This window comes from Candidatus Bathyarchaeia archaeon, assembly GCA_041447175.1.
GTDB lineage: Archaea > Thermoproteota > Bathyarchaeia > Bathyarchaeales > Bathycorpusculaceae > JADGNF01.
In genome coordinates this window covers 1,914,699-1,932,939 of the sequence record CP166960.1, presented here as the reverse complement: position 1 = coordinate 1,932,939, position 18,241 = coordinate 1,914,699, and the positions used below count along the sequence as shown (strand labels likewise).

The following is an 18,241-nucleotide window of genomic DNA, read 5'->3' as shown; positions in this document are numbered from 1 at the left end:
GGGATGATGTGCGCGTTTGAAGATAAGGCTTATGGCGCAGGTAACTCAAACCGCCCCAAACAGCTTCCAGAAAAAATGTTACGGCTGCTTGATTTGTTTTTTCTTCATGTACAACCCTACGTTGACAGTTGCCAATGAAACCATCAGCACAGATAGAATAATTGCCGCCAAGATGGTTTTCCTTTTCATCGTTTAGTTCCCTTTCTCTTGTATGCTATTATGAGTGTGGTAGCCAGAATTAAGGGCAGAAGTATCCAAGCTGGAAACTCTGGGGCTGAAGGTGAGGATGTTGGAGGATTAGTTGATGTCGTTGGAGATTCTGTTGGTTTAGGGGTGGGTGTTGGACTTATGGTTAGAGTTGGAGGGGGTGTAGGTGGCGGACTTGGAGTTGATGGTGTTAAGCTTGGAGTTGGACTTGGCGCCTGCATTGAACTATCTGAAGTTGGAGTTGAAGTTGTTGAGTCTGAGTAGGGTTGCCGAATTTCATAAGAGCTTTTTATATCATACAGTGTTGGAGGCGAAAGAAGACCCGAGTCGTTATTGGTATTGAATTGGGTTGTTTGGCTTGCTGTAATATTGTACGTCCTTTCTGCAAAAGGGATGATGCCGTCTACAGCATACTCTGATATTGCAGAAACATTAACCTGCAAGTTGTGTTGCCCCTTGCTCACCGACATTAATGCAGAAAACTGTGTTACTCTAGGCAAATAATAGGTAACTCCAAAACCAAAATATGTGCCATTCCAGAGGGTAACTGATTGACCATCAATAATGCAAGTTATTGACCTTAACGTATTTTGACCAACAACTACATCATCTGAAGTGTCTACCCATGGTTTTGGTAAAGTCATGTTGTATTTTGATACCCACGAGTCAGGTTGAATTATTGTTATGTTTAAGGGAACTGGATTACTGTATTCTTCTGAGCTGGGGGAGGTTATGATTATTTGAGGGGGGTCAGTTATTGGAGGTATTGGAGTTGCAGGAGTTCCCCAACTAGGATTAGCCTTAACTACTTCAACAGCTTGCATTCCAGACAAAAAAGAGACCGTACTCACAGACACCAATAGTACAGCTATGATTGCTTTGTTACCCATAGCCACCATCAGTTAATTATAGGTTCAACTTGCCCTAAAAGCCTGTTTGTAAAGATTTCTTGTGTAGAGAAAAACTGTGTCATACCCTAAAGCTGCTTATTGCTGAACCGCTCCTCGACCCGCTATTTGCCGTCTATTAGGATGCTAATAGCAATTCATTGCAGAACCTATAGAGGGGGGTAGGTGCAGAGTGTTTTCAGCGTAGAAACATAGAGGCGGTAGCATTAACGGAATTCCATTCCGAAACATGTTAAAACTGCTCTGCATAAATAATCCATCCGCAATGAGCCAACTCGCATGACCGAGGTGAGTGTTTGAGCCGCCAACTGGATGCCTTTCTTGCTTTTTACAGTCGGGAAACACGGGAAAACGTGTTGTGCTTGCGAAATCTTTTGCTGGAGGTGTTTCCTTCCGCGGTTGAGCAGATTGACGCGAAAACGGGAATAATGACCTTCAGCCTGCCAAAAGCGTCTGAGGAGTTTGTTTTTGCCCTTGTGCCCCACATGAAACACGTAAACTTGCTCTTCAGCAAAGGCGCCGACCTCCCAGACCCAGATGGACTGCTGGCGGGCACAGGCAAGCAAGCACGGCACCTTAAAATCAAATCTGAAGCCCAAACCCAAAACCCCGCCCTGCGTCACCTTTTGGAAGAAGCCCTTAAGCTAACCACCACAGAATAGCCCGTACTGTTAGGTGAAGTAGTTGCGGACATACACCCGCGTCTTCATAACATACGGCGTAATAGTGATTGCCATCACGGTGCCGATGGTTGCCAAAACCATAATGTCGCCGAAAACCCAGCCAAAGAAAGCCGTCGAAAACGCATCCGTAGGAACAAAACCAAACGCCCAAAGCGCACCCACCCCGAAGGCTCCTGAAACGAGGCTGGCGGCAAAAACCCCCACAACCAGCCAGGTTCCCCAGGTTTTGCGGTTTTCCACAAGTGCTTGCAAGCTAAGGATGGCTATGGCGACGATGAAGGTCAGCACGAAAATCTCGGTGAACGCGTTTACAGCGGCAAACGCGGCAATTACAATGTCTGCTACAAGTGTTCCTGTCAACGCGTAAGTTAGGGTTGGTTTTTTCAGGTTTGAGCGTTTCAGCTTGAGCTGGCGGTACGCTACCAGCACGACGAAGCCTTCAAAAAAGTCCGCCAACGCCCAAACCAACACAAAATCCAACGAGTAACCCAAATAGAGCCCCATGAAGATGCAGCTCAAGTAGCCAGCAATGCATCCCCACATGCCAAACCACAACGCCAACGGCACATAAACCGCTGCCGCAATGTAAAGCCCCGAAACTCCGGGGACCGAAACGGGCGCTGAAATCACTGCCCAAATCGCCAGAACAGTGCACACGACAGTTGCGATTGCACAGACAAGCAGATGCTCCCCTGAAACGCCCCTAAACAGGCGAGTTTTTTGTGTTAAAGATGCTGGATTCATTGAACCCAAATTGTTCCCTGTGGAAATAAATAGTTTGTGACATAACCAGCTTTGGATTCGGCTGCTTGTGCGAAAATGTTTTTAGCCGTTAACCTCAAAGTAATCTTGATGCAACAATGCGTAACCCACACGCTCCAATTCGGATTGCTTCAGGCAAAGACAAACTGTCCTTCTACAAAATCGCAGTAGGCGTACTGGCGGTTGTGTTGGTGGGGGTTTTGGTTGCGTGGCAGGCACCCGCCATTGGCTCATTTTTTGGTGCCTCAGGAGGCTCGGGTGAGTATACCCAGTTAAATTTGGCTGCAGGGCAGTATGTCCAGTACGCGCAGGGCAACAGCACATACGTTTTCAGCTATGAATTGTCGTCGGCAGACACCACGGGGCTGTTTTATGTAGTTATGGATTCACATCAAACACGCTCATACCCCGCGACTGCAGGCGCAGTTTACCACGATTTGGGCTTAGAAATCAAGGTCTCCTCCGTAACGTCGAACTTGGCTGTGTTGCAGGTGAAGCCCACTTCAACATAACTGAATCTGCACATTAACGTAACGCAGAACATCTTTTTCATGTGCTGTTCTTAAAAGGAGTTAACCTTTTAGTTGCAACATCTCTTAATATAGTATGCAGTGTTGTGCAGCTTAGAGCGTGATTGTTTTGCAGTATAGAGTGGTTCCGAAAAACGGGGATAAATTATCTGCGTTGGGCTTTGGAACGATGCGGCTGCCTCAAAAAGGACGCGGCAGTATAGACGAAGCACGCGCCATCAAACAAATCCGCTACGCAGTTGACCACGGCGTCAACTATTTGGACACCGCCTTCCCCTACCACAGTGGCGAAAGCGAAACCCTTCTGGGAAAAGCCCTGCAAGACGGCTACCGAGACAAAGTGAAAATCGCCACCAAACTTCCCACCTTCCTGTTAACCAAAGAAGAAGAAATGAACAAAATCCTCAACGTCCAGTTGAAAAAACTTCAAACGGACCACATCGATTACTACCTGCTTCATGCGTTGGAAGCTAAATTATGGAAAAAAATGCAGAGCTTTAACGTTTTAAAATTCCTTGAAAAAGCCAAGGCAGACGGGAAAATAGTTAACGCGGGCTTCTCTTTTCATGGTTCACCACGGGCGTTTAAAGAAATTATTCAATCCAACGACTGGGCAATGTGCCAGATTCAGTACAATTTTTTGGATGAAACCTTGCAGGCGGGAACCGAAGGGTTACGGTATGCTGCTTCACAAAACCTCGCGGTTATGGTTATGGAGCCGCTACGAGGAGGAATGTTAGCAGGCAAACTCCCACGGGAAGTTAAACAAGCCTACGCTCAGGCGGGAACACAATGGTCTGCGGCTGAGTGGGGACTGCGGTGGGTTTGGAATCACCCTGAAGTAACCGTTGTTCTGTCAGGCATGAATGACGAGAAGCATATTGAAGAAAACATTGCCGCATGCGAAACTGCCCTGCCAAACACGCTCACCCAAGAGGAGCTAACAGTCGTTGACAAAGTTGCGCGGTCGTATAAGCGTTTAATGAAGGTGCCCTGCACTGGATGCGGCTACTGCATGCCCTGCCCCAACGGCGTTAACATCCCAAGCAACTTTAACACTTACAATCAGTATAGTATGTTTAGCAATAAATTCTACATTAGAGGCTCATACGCCGTTTTGCTGATGGGCTTAACGGGGGAAGCCTCGGACGCGTCGCTTTGCAGAAACTGTGGCGTCTGCGCACAAAAGTGTCCTCAACACATCGATATTCCCAAAGAGCTTGCAGCGGTGAAAAGTGACTTGGGTGGGTTGAGAACAAAACTGATGATGCCTATAATTAAACGGCTTAATCCGCTTAAACCCAAACAAGACCCGCAACTGGAAGACTGAGAAGTAGCCCGTGAGAGATTCGAACTCTCGTCAATGGCTCCAAAGGCCACTATGCTTGACCACTACACCAACGGGCTGCATGGGTGCCTGATGTGGCGTTCGAGGTTCTAACCATGCCTTTTTTTCCTAATAAGCCTTTCACCGCTCAAACAAAACTTAGATATTAACGTATTCGAGAAGGTTTTTAAGTTTGTGCGTGTTATGTATGTTTGTTCGGGAGTTGTGACACCGAATCTTCTTCTAACAACCACAAATCTTATATACAAGGTCTCTTCCTTTGCTAAGAATGCGCGGGCCGAATGTGCACTTTTATCAGCCCAAAAATGGGCAACCGACGACGCTGTGACGGCTCGCCGTTAGTGTGAATGGAGTCGAAAACCATGAGCAAAAAAGAAGCAACCACCACACATCAGCGTTTAGTTGATAAATGCCCCGAATGTGGCAGCCAGAATCTTGTTCACGATTACGATACAGGCGAAACAGTATGCGGAGACTGTGGTCTAGTATTATACGAACAGATGCTTGATAAAGGACCTGAATGGCGCGCTTTCACCCAAGAAGAAAAAGCTTCCCGAAGCCGCGTCGGTGTCCCCACCTCCTACTCAGTGCACGACAAAGGTTTATCCACTGCTATCAGCCAAGTTGACCGCGACGCCTTCGGCCGAAAACTCCCCCTGTCCACTCGACTCCAGATGTGGCGTCTGAGAAAATGGCAAATCCGCAGTCGTGTTCACTCCTCCATTGACCGTAACTTGGCTCAAGCCATGGCTGAGCTGGATAGGCTCTCGGACAAAGTCTACATTCCCCCACCAATTAAAGAAAAAGCCGCGGTTATCTACCGTAAAGCTCTTGACAAAGGCTTAGTCCGAGGCAGATCCATCGCTGCCATCGCCGCTGCCGCCTTGTATGCTGCATGCCGCGGAAGCGGAACTCCCCGAACCCTTCGGGAAATTGCAGAAGCCAGCTTAGTAGACAAAAAAGATGTCGCCCGCTGCTACAGACTCTTGCTGCGCGAACTCGACGTACACATGCCCATTGCTGACCCCCTAACCTATGTTTCCAAAATTGCAGAGAAAACCGGCATCTCCGGAAAAACTCAGGGCGCAGCCATCTCCATCCTACGGGACGCTCGACGAAGACGTGCTGCTGCCGGAAAAGACCCCATGGGTTTAGCTGCTGCCGCACTCTACATTGCTTGTCTGCAGAATAACGAGAAGAAGACCCAAAAAGACATCGCTGAAGCTGCTGGCGTAACCGAAGTCACAGTGCGAAATCGCTACAAGACCCTCAAAAAGCAACTCAATCTAGAGCTGCCCGATTAACAGCTTTTTTCTGCTGTTTCCTCTTTTTCCAATTCCATAAAAACCGTGCCAACGTAGCCGCATTCACTACACACGTATCTTTGAGGTAGCAGCCAGTAGTCAAAACTGCTGGATAAGCGGAGTTTGGGGCTGCCGCATCGAGGACAGAAAATTTGAGTAGGCTTTTTATGCTTTATAGCCCTAAATACATCCCGTATGTTGCTTAACTTTTTCATGTTACGAACTCATTTTCTGGAGGTTACGCAAGTTATTGACGTTCGATGTTTTCTGCGGGGTAGCCGATTTTTATGAGGTATTCGCGGACCCTGTCACGATGGTCACCTTGCAACATAATTAGCCCTGCTTTGCTTGTTCCGCCGCATGCACAAAAAGCTTTGAGTTTATGCGCCATGTCTTGCAGGTCAGTCGTTTTTTCGTCCATTCCGTCAATGACGGTGGTGGGTCTGCCGAATTTTCGGGTTTCAAGGCGAATGCGAATTCGCTGTTGCTCTTTTTCTATTTCTCCACAAACACAGAGGTCTTTAGGTAGTCCACAGGTTGTACAAACTTCAGCCATGACTTTCTCCTGATAGGATTGTTTAGGGCAGTATATAAGAGTTTCAAGCCTCACCCACGGTTAAGTACATGATAGAAGATCCATTAACCTGCCTGCCGTTTGTTAAATTATGTTTTAGTTCCCTTCTGTTGCGAACAAAAAGTTACTGCCTCCCTTCATTGACACAAATGATTAAATTTGTTTAACGATAAGGTTTAGCCATGAAGCTTCCCTTTGATTTCCCCAGCCCAGAGAACCTGAGCTTGTTTACAGATTTTTATGAATTAACCATGTGCGCAAGCTATTTCGACAACAACAAATTTGAACCCGCCACTTTCGATTTATTCATACGCAGGTTGCCTCCGAATCGTTCCTATTTTCTGTTTGCAGGGCTCGAACAGGTGCTGCTCTACTTGGAAAACGTGCACTTCACCGATGAGCACATCACCTACTTACGGAAGCAGGGTTTTGATGACGATTTTCTGGCTTATTTACGGGACTTTAAGTTTACTGGCGATGTTTGGGCTGTTCCCGAAGGTACTGTTTGCTTTCCTAATGAGCCGCTTATTCGCGTAACTGCCCCCATAATTGAAGCGCAGCTGGTGGAAACTTTCCTGCTTAACACCATTAACCTGCAGACCATGATGGCAACCAAAGCCAGCCGCGTCGTGCAAGCAGCAAAGGGCAAAGCAGTCATCGAGTTTGGGCTGCGCCGAGAACACGGCGTCGACGCGGGTATGAAGGTTGCCCGAAGCAGCTACCTCGCGGGCTGCCAAGGAACCTCCAACGTGCTGGCTGGCTTAGAATACGGTATCCCCGTTTTTGGAACCATGGCGCACTCCTTTATCATGTCTTACGAGCGGGAAATTGAAGCTTTTCGCGCTTTCGCCAAAACTTTCCCCACCAAATCCACCCTGCTCATCGACACCTACGACGACTTGGCGGGCGCAGAAAAAGCCATCGTGGTTGCTAAAGAGCTGACGCGGCATGGGTTTAAGCTGGGTGGAGTACGCTTAGACAGCGGCGACTTGGCGGCGATAAGCAAGAAGGTGCGGGCGCTGTTGGACCAGAACGGCTTGGAGCAGGTGAGCATTTTTGCCAGCGGCGACTTGGACGAATACAAAATAACTGAGTTGCTTGAAAAAGACGCAAAAATTGACGCTTTCGGCGTAGGCACAAAAATGGGCACCTCCGCGGATTATCCGTATCTGGACGTGATTTACAAGCTGTGTGAAACCAGCGACGACAAGGGTGTGTTTTCTCCAATAATGAAGTTGAGCGAAAACAAACTTACCCTGCCTGGGCGAAAGCAGGTTTACCGGTTCACCGATGAAGAGGGCATGTGCCGTAAAGACGTCATTGCCTTAGCTGACGAATTTCCCGAGGTTGGTGGGGAACCGTTGCTCAGGAAAGTTATGGAGAGCGGCAAACTTTGCTGTGTCTTGCCTTCACTTAATGAAATCCGCGTGGAAGCCCAAGAAAACCTCTCCAAGTTCCCCCAAAAATACCACAAGCTAACCGATGCCACTACGTATCCTGTTGAGTTGACGCCTGCGTTGAAGGTTTTGATGGAGCAGTTGAAAGAAAAAATCAAGGAACAAGAAATCCTCAACGGCGTGGTTCCCCGCCTTTAAGTTATACCCCTGCGAAGTCACGTTCGTGATGGTTTGTTTGTTTCCAAAGCTTAAATGCGGAACTGTTGTTGAGTTGGCAAACACTTAAAAGGGTTTTCGGAAATGGGGTAATTGCATCGGGGAAATATATCTTATGCAAAATTGTCCAGCTATAGTGGCTGTAGGTCGAACCAAGTTCGGCGAACATTATGGGAAAGAACCCGAAAAACTAATCGAAGAAGCATGGCTTACAGCGTCGCATGAATGCGGCATAGAACGCAAAGACCTTCAAGCCTGCTACATGTCTGACTGCTTTTTGCCCATAACAAACAAGCTCGGTTTGGAAGAAGGCTTCCTCTCTGAACTCACTGAACTTCACGTGCCCATGGAAATTACCCGCTCTGTCAGCGCCGCCCTCCTAACTGCATGCAACTCCATCCGTGCAGGCATCTATGACACCGTACTGGTGGGAGGCATCGAAAAAATGACCGACCGCTGGGATAAAATCCGCGACGACCTTATGCTTCTTGAAGACCCTTGGAGCTACTTCGCAGGATGCACCCCTGAATCCAATCATGAGTTAATGCTTCGAGCGTACATCAAGAAACACGGCATCACGGGCGAAAACCTTGAAAAACTCAACATCGCCCTCGCGCAGATATCCGTGAAAAACCATGCGAACGCTACTAAAAACGAGTACGCTCAGTATCGAAGAAAAATAACTGTGGAGCAAGTCTTGAACGCGCGGAAAGCGGCACGCAAATCAATGGGGCTCTACGATTTTGCACCCATATCTGATGGGGCTTCTGCGTTGATTTTAACCAGCGCCGACAAAGCCAAAACGCTAACGGATAACCCTGTTTGTGTTTTAGGTGCCGCATCCGCAACTGACTACCTGAACTTTTCAGCTAGGGATGATTTGGATCATTTTGTTGCAACTAAACTTGCAATGGCAAACGCCATAAAGATGGCTGGTGTAAATCAAAAGGATATTGGGGTTTTGGAGCTTAATGACCAATCCACAATGATGGAGATGGTTTCGCTAGAAGATTTGGGTTTCTGCGACTATGGAACCGCTTGGAAATACATCTATGATAGCTACAAAGACTATCAGGGTTACTTGGATGTTAACGGTAAAAAACTTTTCATAAACCTCAATGGCGGCTTAAAAGCAGACGGCAACCCCCTCGGAGCTACTGGCGGGGCTCAACTGTACGAGATTTTCAGGCAGCTACGTGGTGAAGCTGGACCCCGACAAGTCGCTGATGCCTCACCTCGGTTTGGTTTAACAAACGAGTGTGAAGGGTTTGGCACCAAAAGCTTTGTTTGCATCTTAGGGAGGAACTAAAATGAGCAGTGAACCAATTGAACGCAGAGTCTCCTACCTTGGCGACAGGTTGAAAGCCAGCCGATGCCAAATCTGCGGTAAGGAATACTTTGAAGTGCGCGATTACTGCAGCAACTGTGGTCGCAAAAGCTACATGAAAATGGATTCTGTTGACCTCTTCTACGACAAAGGCAAACTGGAACTTTGCACGCTGGTCACAGAACCCACAAACAAATTTACCAAACTGGAAAGCTATGTTTACGGCATCATATCTTTTCACAACGGAAAAATCCGTGTCCCCGGCAGATTAACGGACCAGGTCATTAAGCCGGGTGAAACCGTTGACCTCCCCGCGTTAGAGGGTAGGGAAGTTGTTCCCCGATTTAGGCGACGCTACAGCGTAAACCGAAGTGATGTCGTTCCAACAATTTCGTTGTCGTTCACTTTAGCAGATGAATACTACCCCCATCAGGAGTACGTGGTTTCAGGGCAAAACAAAGAGTATTCCTTGCCCGGCATAGTTGGCTATGGCGTTTACACGTCACGTTTCAGAATAAAAGAACGTGGCATCGAACGCGCTGTGCCCTTTATGGATGAAGACTCCATCACGGCAGCTGTAGAAGCAGGTAAAATTGCGCTTATTCATTCAGGCATAGACAGTGCATCTGTAGGAAAAGTCTATGTGGGTTCTGAATCCAACCCTTACGCGGTCAAACCTATCGCGTCCAAAGTGGCTCAGGTTCTAAAGCTGGGCCAAGAAGACGACGATGTGCAAGCCGTGGATGCCGTGGATACTGAATTTGCCTGCAAAGCCGCCACTAGCATGTTCAAAGACGCTGCGGCTCTTGTAAATTACCCTAACTCAGGCATGAAAAACACCATGGTTATCGGCGCTGACAACAGCCAAGCTGCCCCTCGAGGCTGCCCCGGCGGCGAGTTGGACCTGTTCGTGGGTTATGGTGGAGCTGCCTTTATTTTCGGCAAGCATGACGTGGTGGCCGAAATTGAAGGCTGGTGCTCGGTCACTTCAGATACGCCTGACTTCTGGAGGCGCGACGGTGAACCTTACCCTATGCATGGAGGCAGATTCACAGGTGACCCTGCATATTTCAAGCACGTTAAAAAAGCCGCCAATAAGCTGATGGATAGGTTTGGTTTGAAGCCTCAAGATGTGGATTATTTTGTTCCTCATCAGCCTAACCCTGCATTTCCTGTTAAGGTCGCGCGTGATTTGGGCTTTAAAGAGGAGCAGTATGAGTGTTCTTTGCAGGTTAACAATTTTGGCAACACCTACAGCGGTTGCTCTCCAGTGGGTTTGGCTGCGGTTTTAGATTTAGCTAAGCCTGATGAGCGTGTATTGTTGGTGAGTTATGGTTCGGGTGCGGGTAGTGATGCTTACCTTTTCCGAACAACCAGTCAGTTGCTGGACAAGAGGTGCCGACAGAAAATCACCACTAAATATTTAACTGATAATCCGTTTGTGGAGTACGTGGATTATACCACTTATCGGCGGCTTAAAATGGGCATGTGATAAATACTTATTAGAGCCCTCTGCAAAAGTGGTAAGCGGAGCCTAAACCATTGTTCGCTACTGATGTCCTCAAAGTATTGTATGCCCCTCACAAGGTGTTCAAAAAGATAACGCAAGACCCAAAATATTGGGGTCCCCTGCTTGTAATAATTCTTTTTATTGCATCCCAGTCTGCATTCTATTACAGCACAAACTTGAAAACTTACTACGAGCAAACCTCGCCAAACTTTGAAAACCTAGGAGCCTGGACCGAAGACCCTGGGCTTTGGACAACAACTTCAGGGGCAGACATAACCAGCAACTACCAAGACTACCTGAACAGCAGCCTATACGGAAATAGCAGTCTGCAATTCTCGGTTGCGGACAGCAGTAGCCTGTACCTAGAGATGGCGAGTTTCGAGAATGTCGATTGCGGGCCGTCGGGGTCTGAAAACTTTTCCATACGCGTCAAACAAATTGACCCTCAAGTGGTTCCCGAAACTGTGACTTTAACGTTGTATTCGCTTAGTTCCTCAAACACCTTCGAATACGACTTAACCTCCGAATTCTCCAACGCCTCCCTTATCAATGTGTGGAACAACATCACAATCCCCGTTGGGGACGATGCGCCGAACTGGAGCAGCAACGGCAACCCCCAGTGGGAAAACATCACTGGTTTGCGCGTTGACTTCAGCTATCCTTCTTCTGAATCCAACATAACTTTGCGTGTTGAAGGGCTCTTCTTCCGCGGAACCTACCAAACATACACCGAAATGACCCTGACAGGGTTTGTAATTAACGCCTTGCAGTTGTCCCTGTTGCAGTTTGCCTCCCAATGGCTGGTCTTAACAGGCGTCCTTTACATCCTCATAAAGGGAATGAAAGGCAACGTCGTCTGGAAACCATTGTTTGTGAGCGTCGGCTTTGCTTTGGTGGTTATGGTTGTCCAAGCCCTTGTTAACATTGCTGTAACCTCAACTTTGCCTGTTCTGTACTACCCTGTTGAATGGTATGCCGGTCTCCTCGTCGAAGCCACAGTGGTCACAACCGCTATCGCGGCACAAACCGAAACCTTCTCACTCATAACAAGCATCATGCAGATAGCCACCTACGCTTGGACGGTCGCCTTAACTGCCGTCATAACTCGGATACTAGTGCCCGAATTCACCGCCATCAAGAGCATTCTAACCTGCGTCGCCGCCCTAGTCGTTACAATCCTCATCACCGCCATACTGCTAGGCATCTGATAAGAAAAAAGGGCAAACACACCCCCTCCAAACCAGCCCAAACCTGGGCTTCCGTCTCTTTTCTTTACGTTTTTTTCTTCCAAATTCGGGTTAGCAAGATTTATATGGTTGGCAAGCTTTTCTGCAAGTAAAGTCTCCCGCAGAACATCATCGGGTTCTCAAAGGACAGACGCACTGAAGGAGAATTTGACTTGAAAATTAAAGAACTACAAAACGGGATGAAACGGGTTGAAGTTGAAGCCAGCGTTGTTGACAAAGGCGACACCCGCCAAGTCCAATCCAGATATAAAGATGAAATGTACAACGTCGCCGACGCCATGGTTCAAGATGAAACTGGAACCATAAAGCTGACGTTATGGAATGAACAAATCGACATGGTTAACGTGGGCGACAACATCAAAATCGAAAACGGCTACGTAACCAGTTTTAAGAGCGAAATCCAACTGAACGTTGGAAAATACGGCAAACTCTCAATCCTTTAAACCGCTTCAACCGCTTTACGCGGTTTCATTTTATTCTTGCATGCGAGGTGATAACATCATGGAAAAAACTTTTAGCCGAAACAACCAAGGCGGCTATCGAGCAGCAGGCAGAATTCCTCCCAAACCTGTGAAAGTCGGCGAAGAATACGAAGTTGACATTAAAGAAAAAAGTCAACGTGGCGATGGGATAGCCCGAATTGAAGGGTTGGTTGTTTTTGTTCCAACCGCAAGAGTCGGCGACCACCTGCGGATACGGATTACGCGGATAAGCCGCAAATTCGCCGAAGCCGAAACAATAGAAAAATAAAATGCCGAAAGAAACCGGCCCTGAAGAAAGGAATCGTATTTCTATGCAGCTTCTGTTCGTTGCTTGATGCTTAGCTTGTTTTGAGTTCGTTTAAGAATTCGGTGAGGTCTACGTGGCTGTGTCCGTCTTTGTCTGCCAGCTTTTGCTTCGCAGGCGGGTTATTCATGTAGAAGGGGACTCGTTTGCTGTAGCGTTCCTGAAATGTCGGCTCCAACTCGTTCTTGTAGAACACGCCCAGCGGGATGTGGTCGTCCCACTGCTGCGTCTTCTCTAACGCTGCCATCTTTTTCTGGAAGTCCTCATTCCAGGCCTTCACCACAGGGTCAAAGCCTTCCTCGTCCAGCTTATAGAGTCTGCTCTGCGGTTTGCCTTGGGCGTCTTTGCGGTCTTCCCCTGAGTACCACGCTTTGGTGTTGATGTTGTTGTAGGTGGTGCAGGGTTGAAGGCACTCGATGAACGCCATGCCTTTATGCTGAACCCCAAGCTTAATCATGTCCCGCAGATGTCTCACATCATAAGCGTAAGAGCGCGCTGCGAACGTGAAGCCCGAAATCAACGCCAACCCGATGGGGTTTACGGGTTCGTTTATGTTGGGGCGTGGCAGGGATTTGGTTTGTTCGCCTCGGTGCAGGGTTGGAGAGGCTTGTCCTTTGGTTAAGCCGTAAACGCCGTTGTTGTGGATGATGTAGGTCATGTCTATGTCGCGTCTGCCTGCGTTCACGAAGTGTCCTGCGCCGATGCCTAACCCGTCGCCGTCGCCACCTATCGCAACCACTTCAAGGTTTGGGTTGGCGGCTTTGATGCCCATGGCAAACGGCAACGTCCGTCCGTGGAGGGTGTGGACGCCGTAGCATTTGACGTTGTGGGCTTCTTTGCCTGAGCAGCCGATGCCTGAAACCAGCACAATCTGGTGAGGCTCCAAGCCAAGCTCTGCGAGTGCCATTTGGACGCCGTTCATGATGCCGAAGTCGCCGCATCCAGGGCACCAGTCCGCGTAAACGTCTGGCACTTTAAAGTCTGAAGGTTTAAGAACCAAAGTCTAACACCTGCCTTTCGGCTGCTTGTCCTATTAAGATATGCTTGAGGGCGCCGTGGATTTCGGTGGTGGTCATGGGTCTGCCCGTGTACTTGAGCACATGGTAGTTGGGTGCGATGCCTGTTTTCTCTTTCACCACTTCACCCAGTTGCCCCAGATAGTTGTCCTCGATGTCGATTATGCGTTTTTTGCCCGTCAAGGCTTTTTTCATGAGTTCAGTAGGAAACGGCACAACCATGCGCACCTGCACAAAACCTGCCATCAACCCCTCCTCCTTGAGCATGTCCAGCGCCTCGATTATGGCGCCTTTTGGCGAACCCCAGCTGACTATGATGTTTTCGCTGGTTTGGTCTCCAAAGAAAGCCAGTTTATCCTCAAGGGGAGTCTCTTTTTCCACTAAATCCAGTTTCTTCATACGCTTCTCCATCATTAAAATTCGGTTAAACGGCTCCTCGCTGATATGCCCTGTCTCGTTATGTTCATCACCCGTATACCACGCCAAAGCGCCTTTAGTTCCCAACGGCACTCGAGGCGAAACCCCGCTTTCCGTGAATTGGAAGCGGCGGTAGTCTTTGCCTTTCACGTCTTTTTCGGTGAGGAGTTGTCCGCGGTCAATTTTGAATTTGCTGTAGTCGAAAACGGGGAAGGTTTGGCTGCAGTTTGCCATGGCTTTATCCATCAGGTGAATGGTGGGGGTTTGGTATTTTTCGGCGAGGTTGAACACTTTGGCTGCGTCGTAGAAGCATTCTTTGATGTCTCCTGACGCGAGGATTATGCGTGGGAACTCGCCGTGTCCTGCATGCATCGCAAACCGCAAATCTCCTTGCCCATTTCTTGTAGGCAACCCCGTGGCGGGTGCACCCCGCTGATAGTAGGTGACGACGACGGGGACTTCGTTGTTGCCTGCCCAGCTGAGCCCCTCCGCCATAAGCGAGAATCCAGGTCCTGAGGTTGAAGTTGCAGCCCGCGCCCCTGCTAAGGCGGCTCCCGAAGCGGAGTTTATGGCGGCGATTTCATCTTCCGTTTGAATAACAAGAACCGACTCGTCTTCTTCGCTGGTTTTCAAAATCTCGTGGGCTTCCAAGTATTCGCTTTCGTCTGCCGCTGGGGTGATTGGGTAGTATGTTTGGACTCTGCATCCGCCCAACACTTTCCCCATGGCGACAGCTTGGTTTCCTGTAAGGAAAACCCTCTCCTCCGTTATCGGAACCTTTTCCAGCCTGTGTTTAAAGTTGTCTTTGAAGTGCTGCTCGGCGTATTCGTAGGCGAGGTTAAGGGCGGTTACGTTCATGTCTGCAACTTTGCCCTTCCCGGCAAAGGTTGCCCGTACCGTCTTCTCGGCCAGTTCAGGGTCAAACTTGAACAGCGCCAACGAGATGCCGATGGTTAGGACGTTTATCATGCGTGTGATTTTGCTAATTTGCGCTATGCCCAGCTTTGTCCCAATCTGGTTGAGCAATTCCAAGTAGGGCACGGGGAAAACTTGGACTTGCTTTTTCTGGGCGTAGTCCAGCCAATCCTTGAGGGTTTCGCCTACGCCGTTTTCCTGCATGAACTCGCGCATTTTTGCCTTAAATTCGGGTGGTAACGTTGCTATATCCAGCACTTTGTTTGTCATTTCTTTGGAGTCAACGATGATTCCGCCCTGAGGAACCACCTCAGTTAGGTGCCTAACAACCGTTTCCGCATCAAACGCTGCAAGCAAATCCACATCGTTAATGTTTGCCAAAATTTCGTCTTTGGACATGCGCAGATGGAAGTAGCTGTGCAATCCTTTGATGTTGCTGTGGTACTCTCGTCTGCCAAACACGTAGAGCCCACCGTAGCCGCATGCGCGCCCAAAAATGTTTGCTGCCGTGTCCACGCCGCTTCCCTGTGGTCCGCCTGCCATCCAGTTTACACTTTTAATTGCCATTTGTTTTTCACCTTTGATAAGAAGAAGCGAACGAGAACTGTCCTGTTTATCCGCCGCCTGTTGCTCTGCCGTAGCCGGTGCAGCAGTCGCATCCAGAAGTTTCGCCGCAATAGGGACAAGCGCATTTGCATTGGTCTATGGGCTCTTTGCATTTTTCGCAACGAGGCATTTCTTGGCTGTCTTCTTTCACTCAATCGCCTCTATTGTAGAGGGTTGCTCTATCGAAATTAAGGTTTCGGAATATACCTCCTTCCCCTCAACAGACTTTTGACTCTGAAAAAAAGCCGAACCATGATAGGAAAGCAGGTGATTTCATGCCTCAATTCACAGTAAACCCCCACCGTTTTGACCCCTACAAGAATTTCAAATTCCGAATCAAATGGGACGGCAGATACGTTGCTGGCGTCTCAAAAATCGGGCCCATCAGACGAGTCACCGAGGTTGTGACGCACAGGGAAGGCGGCGACCCCAACACTGTGCGCAAATCCCCCGGCAGAACACACTATGAACCCTTGATTCTGGAGCGCGGCGTAACCCACGACCCCGCGTTTGAGCAGTGGGCAAACAAAGTTTGGAACTTTGGTTCAGGATACGGCAGCGAAGCGTCGCTGAAGGACTTCCGCAAAGACATAACCCTCGAATTCTACAATGAAGCAGGACAACTCGCCTTAGCCTACCGCGTGTATCGATGTTGGGTTTCAGAGTACCAAGCCTTGCCTGAGCTTGACGCCAACGGAAGTGCCGTTGCCATTCAGATGATTAAGCTGGAGAACGAAGGCTGGGAACGCGACACAGCCGTAACTGAACCCGCTGAGCCCTCCAATCCAGCCAAGTAATAGGTGCAACACATGTCAAGTTCCCTCGTAAGGTCTAACGCAATCAAGGCGGCTTTAATCGCTGTTGAACCCTCGGCAAAAACCCTGACAAATGCAGCTACCGTTTTTGCTTTCCAATATAATCCTGAGCAGCTTAAGCGAAGTTTGTCTTACTTTAACGCTGACGGCACTCCAATGCCCGAAGCGAAAGCGTCCCCCGCTCAGGGTTCACCTGTTGAATTCTTTAATTTGATGTTGGAACTTGACGCCGCCGACCAACTGGAACACCCCGAACAAAACTCAAGCGTAGCACAAAACGGTTTGACCCCTGCTTTGGCAACTTTGCAATCCATGATTACCTCTTCGGCTGAATCCACGGCGAAAGTGGTTCTGTTCTGGTGGGGACCTAATCGGTTGCTGCCGACACGTTTAGTTAGCCTTAAGTTGTTGAGCTGGCTTTCGATTTGGAACTTAACCCCATCCGTGCAAGCATCGACATGTGCCTGAGAGTTTTGGGTCTGGGCGAGCTCAAAAGCGGCTCCTTAGGCTACACCGTCTGCCACAATCAGCTTTAACTTGACACCAAACTCGCTTATCTCTACAAGGATGCCATAGGCTCAACCGTTCTTGGGCACGTAGCAAGCCAAATCGCCGCAACAAACCAAGCTGCCTCCACAACCTCATCCTCTACGCCTTCATCTTCTTCATCGGCGGCAGGCGTAGGTGCACGTTCCAGAGTGGTAAGTTCAGCGGCACGTGTTTCAACGCTTTCGGCAGCAAAAAAGTCAGTACCGCAAAAACCGTGAAAACTTTAAATACAAAACCAAAAAAATAACCCTTTTTTCCTTAGTTTTTTCCAAGGCAACTGACAATAGTACGTTTGTTTACAGAAAAAACTAAAAATGCTTCCCCAATAATGGTAGATGTGGGAGACGCACGGTGAAACTGAACAAAAGCTTGGTAACAGCCTGTTTAGTTCTCATCATGGCTTTTTCCTTGATCGCATTGATGCAGCGGCAACAAGAAGTTGATGCGTGGGTCCAAACCACCCAAACAGCTCTCAACCAAAAACTAACTGCCCGCGTCCTGAGTCTGCTGCGAAATAGCCCCGTCCCCAACTGCGACGCCTTCGCCTGCTTGGCACCAAGCGTTTTGCCTCAACCATTTTTTGCGGAGAAGGCAACACTGCCCCAAAACATCAACCGTACAGAAATTTTCAATTTCATCCAAGGCAACCCTGGCGTCCAGTTTCGTGCAATCTGCGGCGGCTTGGGCTTGTCCATTGGGGTGGTGCAGTTTCATCTTGCGCAGTTGCAGAGAAGTGGTTTGATTACGAGTTTTCGAAAGGGCAGATACAAACGGTTTTTTGCGTCGGCGCGCAGGTTCTCATGTGAGGAAATGGAGGCGATTGCTTCCGCGCGGCTGGGCACTGTCCGAAGCATACTGAAGGCGTTGTTGTTGGGGAAACGGCTGTCGCATCATGAGTTAGCGGTGCGGGTGCGGATTTCTTCCCAAGGGCTGACTTGGCAGATGAAGCGTCTGCGCGAAACAGGTTTCATCAACGAAAGCCGCGACGGCTTGAACGTAACCTACACCCTCTCGCAAGCAAGTTTGCCCTTGGTGACTGAAACCCTGATGCTGACGGAAGCCAATTAGCCCTCGAAACGTTAGATGGGAAGGGGCTCAGAGAAGTAGCTGACCTACCACAAAAA

General features: G+C 48.8%; 21 protein-coding genes and 1 tRNA gene. 14 read left to right on the top strand and 8 right to left on the bottom strand.

Annotation, left to right across the window (positions count from 1 at the left end; translation table 11 throughout):
- Nucleotides 1-16 precede the first annotated feature (16 nt).
- The gene (locus ACBZ72_10120; GenBank protein XES76526.1) at nucleotides 17-196 is read left to right on the top strand and encodes a hypothetical protein; all 180 of its coding nucleotides are present in this window, start codon (nucleotides 17-19) and stop codon (nucleotides 194-196) included.
- Here ACBZ72_10120 and ACBZ72_10115 read toward each other — a convergent pair.
- Nucleotides 186-1,097, bottom strand: a complete 912-nt coding sequence (locus ACBZ72_10115; GenBank protein ID XES76525.1) for a hypothetical protein — start codon at nucleotides 1,095-1,097, stop codon at nucleotides 186-188. The genes ACBZ72_10120 and ACBZ72_10115 overlap by 11 nt on opposite strands.
- A 314-nt stretch (nucleotides 1,098-1,411) precedes the next feature.
- On the opposite strand from ACBZ72_10115, the gene ACBZ72_10110 reads away from it, so the two are divergent.
- Nucleotides 1,412-1,777 carry a DUF1801 domain-containing protein gene (locus ACBZ72_10110; GenBank protein ID XES76524.1) on the top strand — a complete coding sequence of 122 codons (366 nt, stop codon included), beginning with the start codon at nucleotides 1,412-1,414 and terminating at the stop codon, nucleotides 1,775-1,777.
- Nucleotides 1,778-1,786: 9 nt separating this feature from the next.
- Here the strand turns inward: ACBZ72_10110 and ACBZ72_10105 are convergent, their stop codons facing one another.
- On the bottom strand, nucleotides 1,787-2,551 hold the full coding sequence (locus tag ACBZ72_10105) for a hypothetical protein (GenBank protein XES76523.1): 765 nt from the start codon (nucleotides 2,549-2,551) through the stop codon (nucleotides 1,787-1,789).
- Between the two features lie 107 nt (nucleotides 2,552-2,658).
- Here ACBZ72_10105 and ACBZ72_10100 point away from each other — a divergent pair, with 107 nt between their 5' ends.
- Both ACBZ72_10100 and ACBZ72_10095 read left to right on the top strand, forming a co-directional pair.
- Nucleotides 2,659-3,072, top strand: coding sequence for a hypothetical protein (locus ACBZ72_10100; protein ID XES76522.1), 414 nt, complete (start codon nucleotides 2,659-2,661; stop codon nucleotides 3,070-3,072).
- A 127-nt stretch (nucleotides 3,073-3,199) separates the two neighbouring features.
- The gene (locus tag ACBZ72_10095) at nucleotides 3,200-4,420 is read left to right on the top strand and encodes an aldo/keto reductase (protein ID XES76521.1); all 1,221 of its coding nucleotides are present in this window, start codon (nucleotides 3,200-3,202) and stop codon (nucleotides 4,418-4,420) included.
- 4 nt (nucleotides 4,421-4,424) lie between these two features.
- On the opposite strand, the gene ACBZ72_10090 is transcribed toward ACBZ72_10095, so the two are convergent.
- Nucleotides 4,425-4,497, bottom strand: a tRNA-Gln gene (locus tag ACBZ72_10090).
- A gap of 303 nt (nucleotides 4,498-4,800) precedes the next feature.
- Between ACBZ72_10090 and ACBZ72_10085 the strand changes: the two genes are divergently transcribed.
- Complete coding sequence (locus ACBZ72_10085) at nucleotides 4,801-5,742, top strand: transcription initiation factor IIB family protein (GenBank protein ID XES76520.1); 942 nt, start codon at nucleotides 4,801-4,803, stop codon at nucleotides 5,740-5,742.
- Here ACBZ72_10085 and ACBZ72_10080 read toward each other — a convergent pair.
- Both ACBZ72_10080 and ACBZ72_10075 read right to left on the bottom strand, forming a co-directional pair.
- Nucleotides 5,739-5,957 carry a hypothetical protein gene (locus ACBZ72_10080; GenBank protein XES76519.1) on the bottom strand — a complete coding sequence of 73 codons (219 nt, stop codon included), beginning with the start codon at nucleotides 5,955-5,957 and terminating at the stop codon, nucleotides 5,739-5,741. The genes ACBZ72_10085 and ACBZ72_10080 overlap by 4 nt on opposite strands.
- 32 nt (nucleotides 5,958-5,989) lie before the next feature.
- The gene (locus tag ACBZ72_10075) at nucleotides 5,990-6,298 is read right to left on the bottom strand and encodes a translation initiation factor (protein XES76518.1); all 309 of its coding nucleotides are present in this window, start codon (nucleotides 6,296-6,298) and stop codon (nucleotides 5,990-5,992) included.
- A gap of 200 nt (nucleotides 6,299-6,498) precedes the next feature.
- Between ACBZ72_10075 and ACBZ72_10070 the strand changes: the two genes are divergently transcribed.
- The 6 genes from ACBZ72_10070 (at nucleotide 6,499) to ACBZ72_10045 (ending at nucleotide 12,763) form a co-directional block, all read left to right on the top strand.
- Nucleotides 6,499-7,911: a nicotinate phosphoribosyltransferase gene (locus ACBZ72_10070; protein ID XES76517.1), complete on the top strand. Its 1,413-nt coding sequence runs from the start codon at nucleotides 6,499-6,501 to the stop codon at nucleotides 7,909-7,911.
- 133 nt (nucleotides 7,912-8,044) lie between these two features.
- Entirely contained in the window at nucleotides 8,045-9,238 is a 1,194-nt protein-coding gene (locus tag ACBZ72_10065; GenBank protein ID XES76516.1) for a hypothetical protein, read from the top strand.
- A gap of 1 nt (nucleotide 9,239) precedes the next feature.
- Nucleotides 9,240-10,748 (top strand): hydroxymethylglutaryl-CoA synthase, encoded by a 1,509-nt coding sequence (locus tag ACBZ72_10060; GenBank protein XES76515.1) that lies wholly within the window; start codon nucleotides 9,240-9,242, stop codon nucleotides 10,746-10,748.
- A gap of 50 nt (nucleotides 10,749-10,798) precedes the next feature.
- Nucleotides 10,799-11,974: a hypothetical protein gene (locus ACBZ72_10055; GenBank protein XES76514.1), complete on the top strand. Its 1,176-nt coding sequence runs from the start codon at nucleotides 10,799-10,801 to the stop codon at nucleotides 11,972-11,974.
- A gap of 191 nt (nucleotides 11,975-12,165) precedes the next feature.
- Nucleotides 12,166-12,456, top strand: coding sequence for an OB-fold nucleic acid binding domain-containing protein (locus ACBZ72_10050; protein XES76513.1), 291 nt, complete (start codon nucleotides 12,166-12,168; stop codon nucleotides 12,454-12,456).
- Between the two features lie 58 nt (nucleotides 12,457-12,514).
- The gene (locus ACBZ72_10045; GenBank protein ID XES76512.1) at nucleotides 12,515-12,763 is read left to right on the top strand and encodes a TRAM domain-containing protein; all 249 of its coding nucleotides are present in this window, start codon (nucleotides 12,515-12,517) and stop codon (nucleotides 12,761-12,763) included.
- 70 nt (nucleotides 12,764-12,833) lie between these two features.
- Here ACBZ72_10045 and ACBZ72_10040 read toward each other — a convergent pair whose 3' ends face one another.
- The 3 genes from ACBZ72_10040 to ACBZ72_10030 are packed head-to-tail and all read right to left on the bottom strand — an operon-like array spanning nucleotide 12,834 to nucleotide 15,904.
- Complete coding sequence (locus ACBZ72_10040; GenBank protein ID XES76511.1) at nucleotides 12,834-13,799, bottom strand: 2-oxoacid:ferredoxin oxidoreductase subunit beta; 966 nt, start codon at nucleotides 13,797-13,799, stop codon at nucleotides 12,834-12,836.
- Nucleotides 13,789-15,714 (bottom strand): 2-oxoacid:ferredoxin oxidoreductase subunit alpha, encoded by a 1,926-nt coding sequence (locus ACBZ72_10035; protein XES76510.1) that lies wholly within the window; start codon nucleotides 15,712-15,714, stop codon nucleotides 13,789-13,791. Before ACBZ72_10035 ends, ACBZ72_10040 begins: the two co-directional genes overlap by 11 nt.
- 46 nt (nucleotides 15,715-15,760) lie before the next feature.
- Nucleotides 15,761-15,904 (bottom strand): hypothetical protein, encoded by a 144-nt coding sequence (locus tag ACBZ72_10030; protein ID XES76509.1) that lies wholly within the window; start codon nucleotides 15,902-15,904, stop codon nucleotides 15,761-15,763.
- A 124-nt stretch (nucleotides 15,905-16,028) separates the two neighbouring features.
- On the opposite strand from ACBZ72_10030, the gene ACBZ72_10025 reads away from it, so the two are divergent.
- The 3 genes from ACBZ72_10025 (at nucleotide 16,029) to ACBZ72_10015 (ending at nucleotide 18,185) form a co-directional block, all read left to right on the top strand.
- Nucleotides 16,029-16,550 carry a phage tail protein gene (locus ACBZ72_10025; GenBank protein ID XES76508.1) on the top strand — a complete coding sequence of 174 codons (522 nt, stop codon included), beginning with the start codon at nucleotides 16,029-16,031 and terminating at the stop codon, nucleotides 16,548-16,550.
- 12 nt (nucleotides 16,551-16,562) lie between these two features.
- Nucleotides 16,563-17,036 (top strand): hypothetical protein, encoded by a 474-nt coding sequence (locus tag ACBZ72_10020; protein ID XES76507.1) that lies wholly within the window; start codon nucleotides 16,563-16,565, stop codon nucleotides 17,034-17,036.
- Nucleotides 17,037-17,468: 432 nt separating this feature from the next.
- Nucleotides 17,469-18,185 (top strand): winged helix-turn-helix transcriptional regulator, encoded by a 717-nt coding sequence (locus ACBZ72_10015; protein ID XES76506.1) that lies wholly within the window; start codon nucleotides 17,469-17,471, stop codon nucleotides 18,183-18,185.
- Nucleotides 18,186-18,241: the final 56 nt, after the last annotated feature.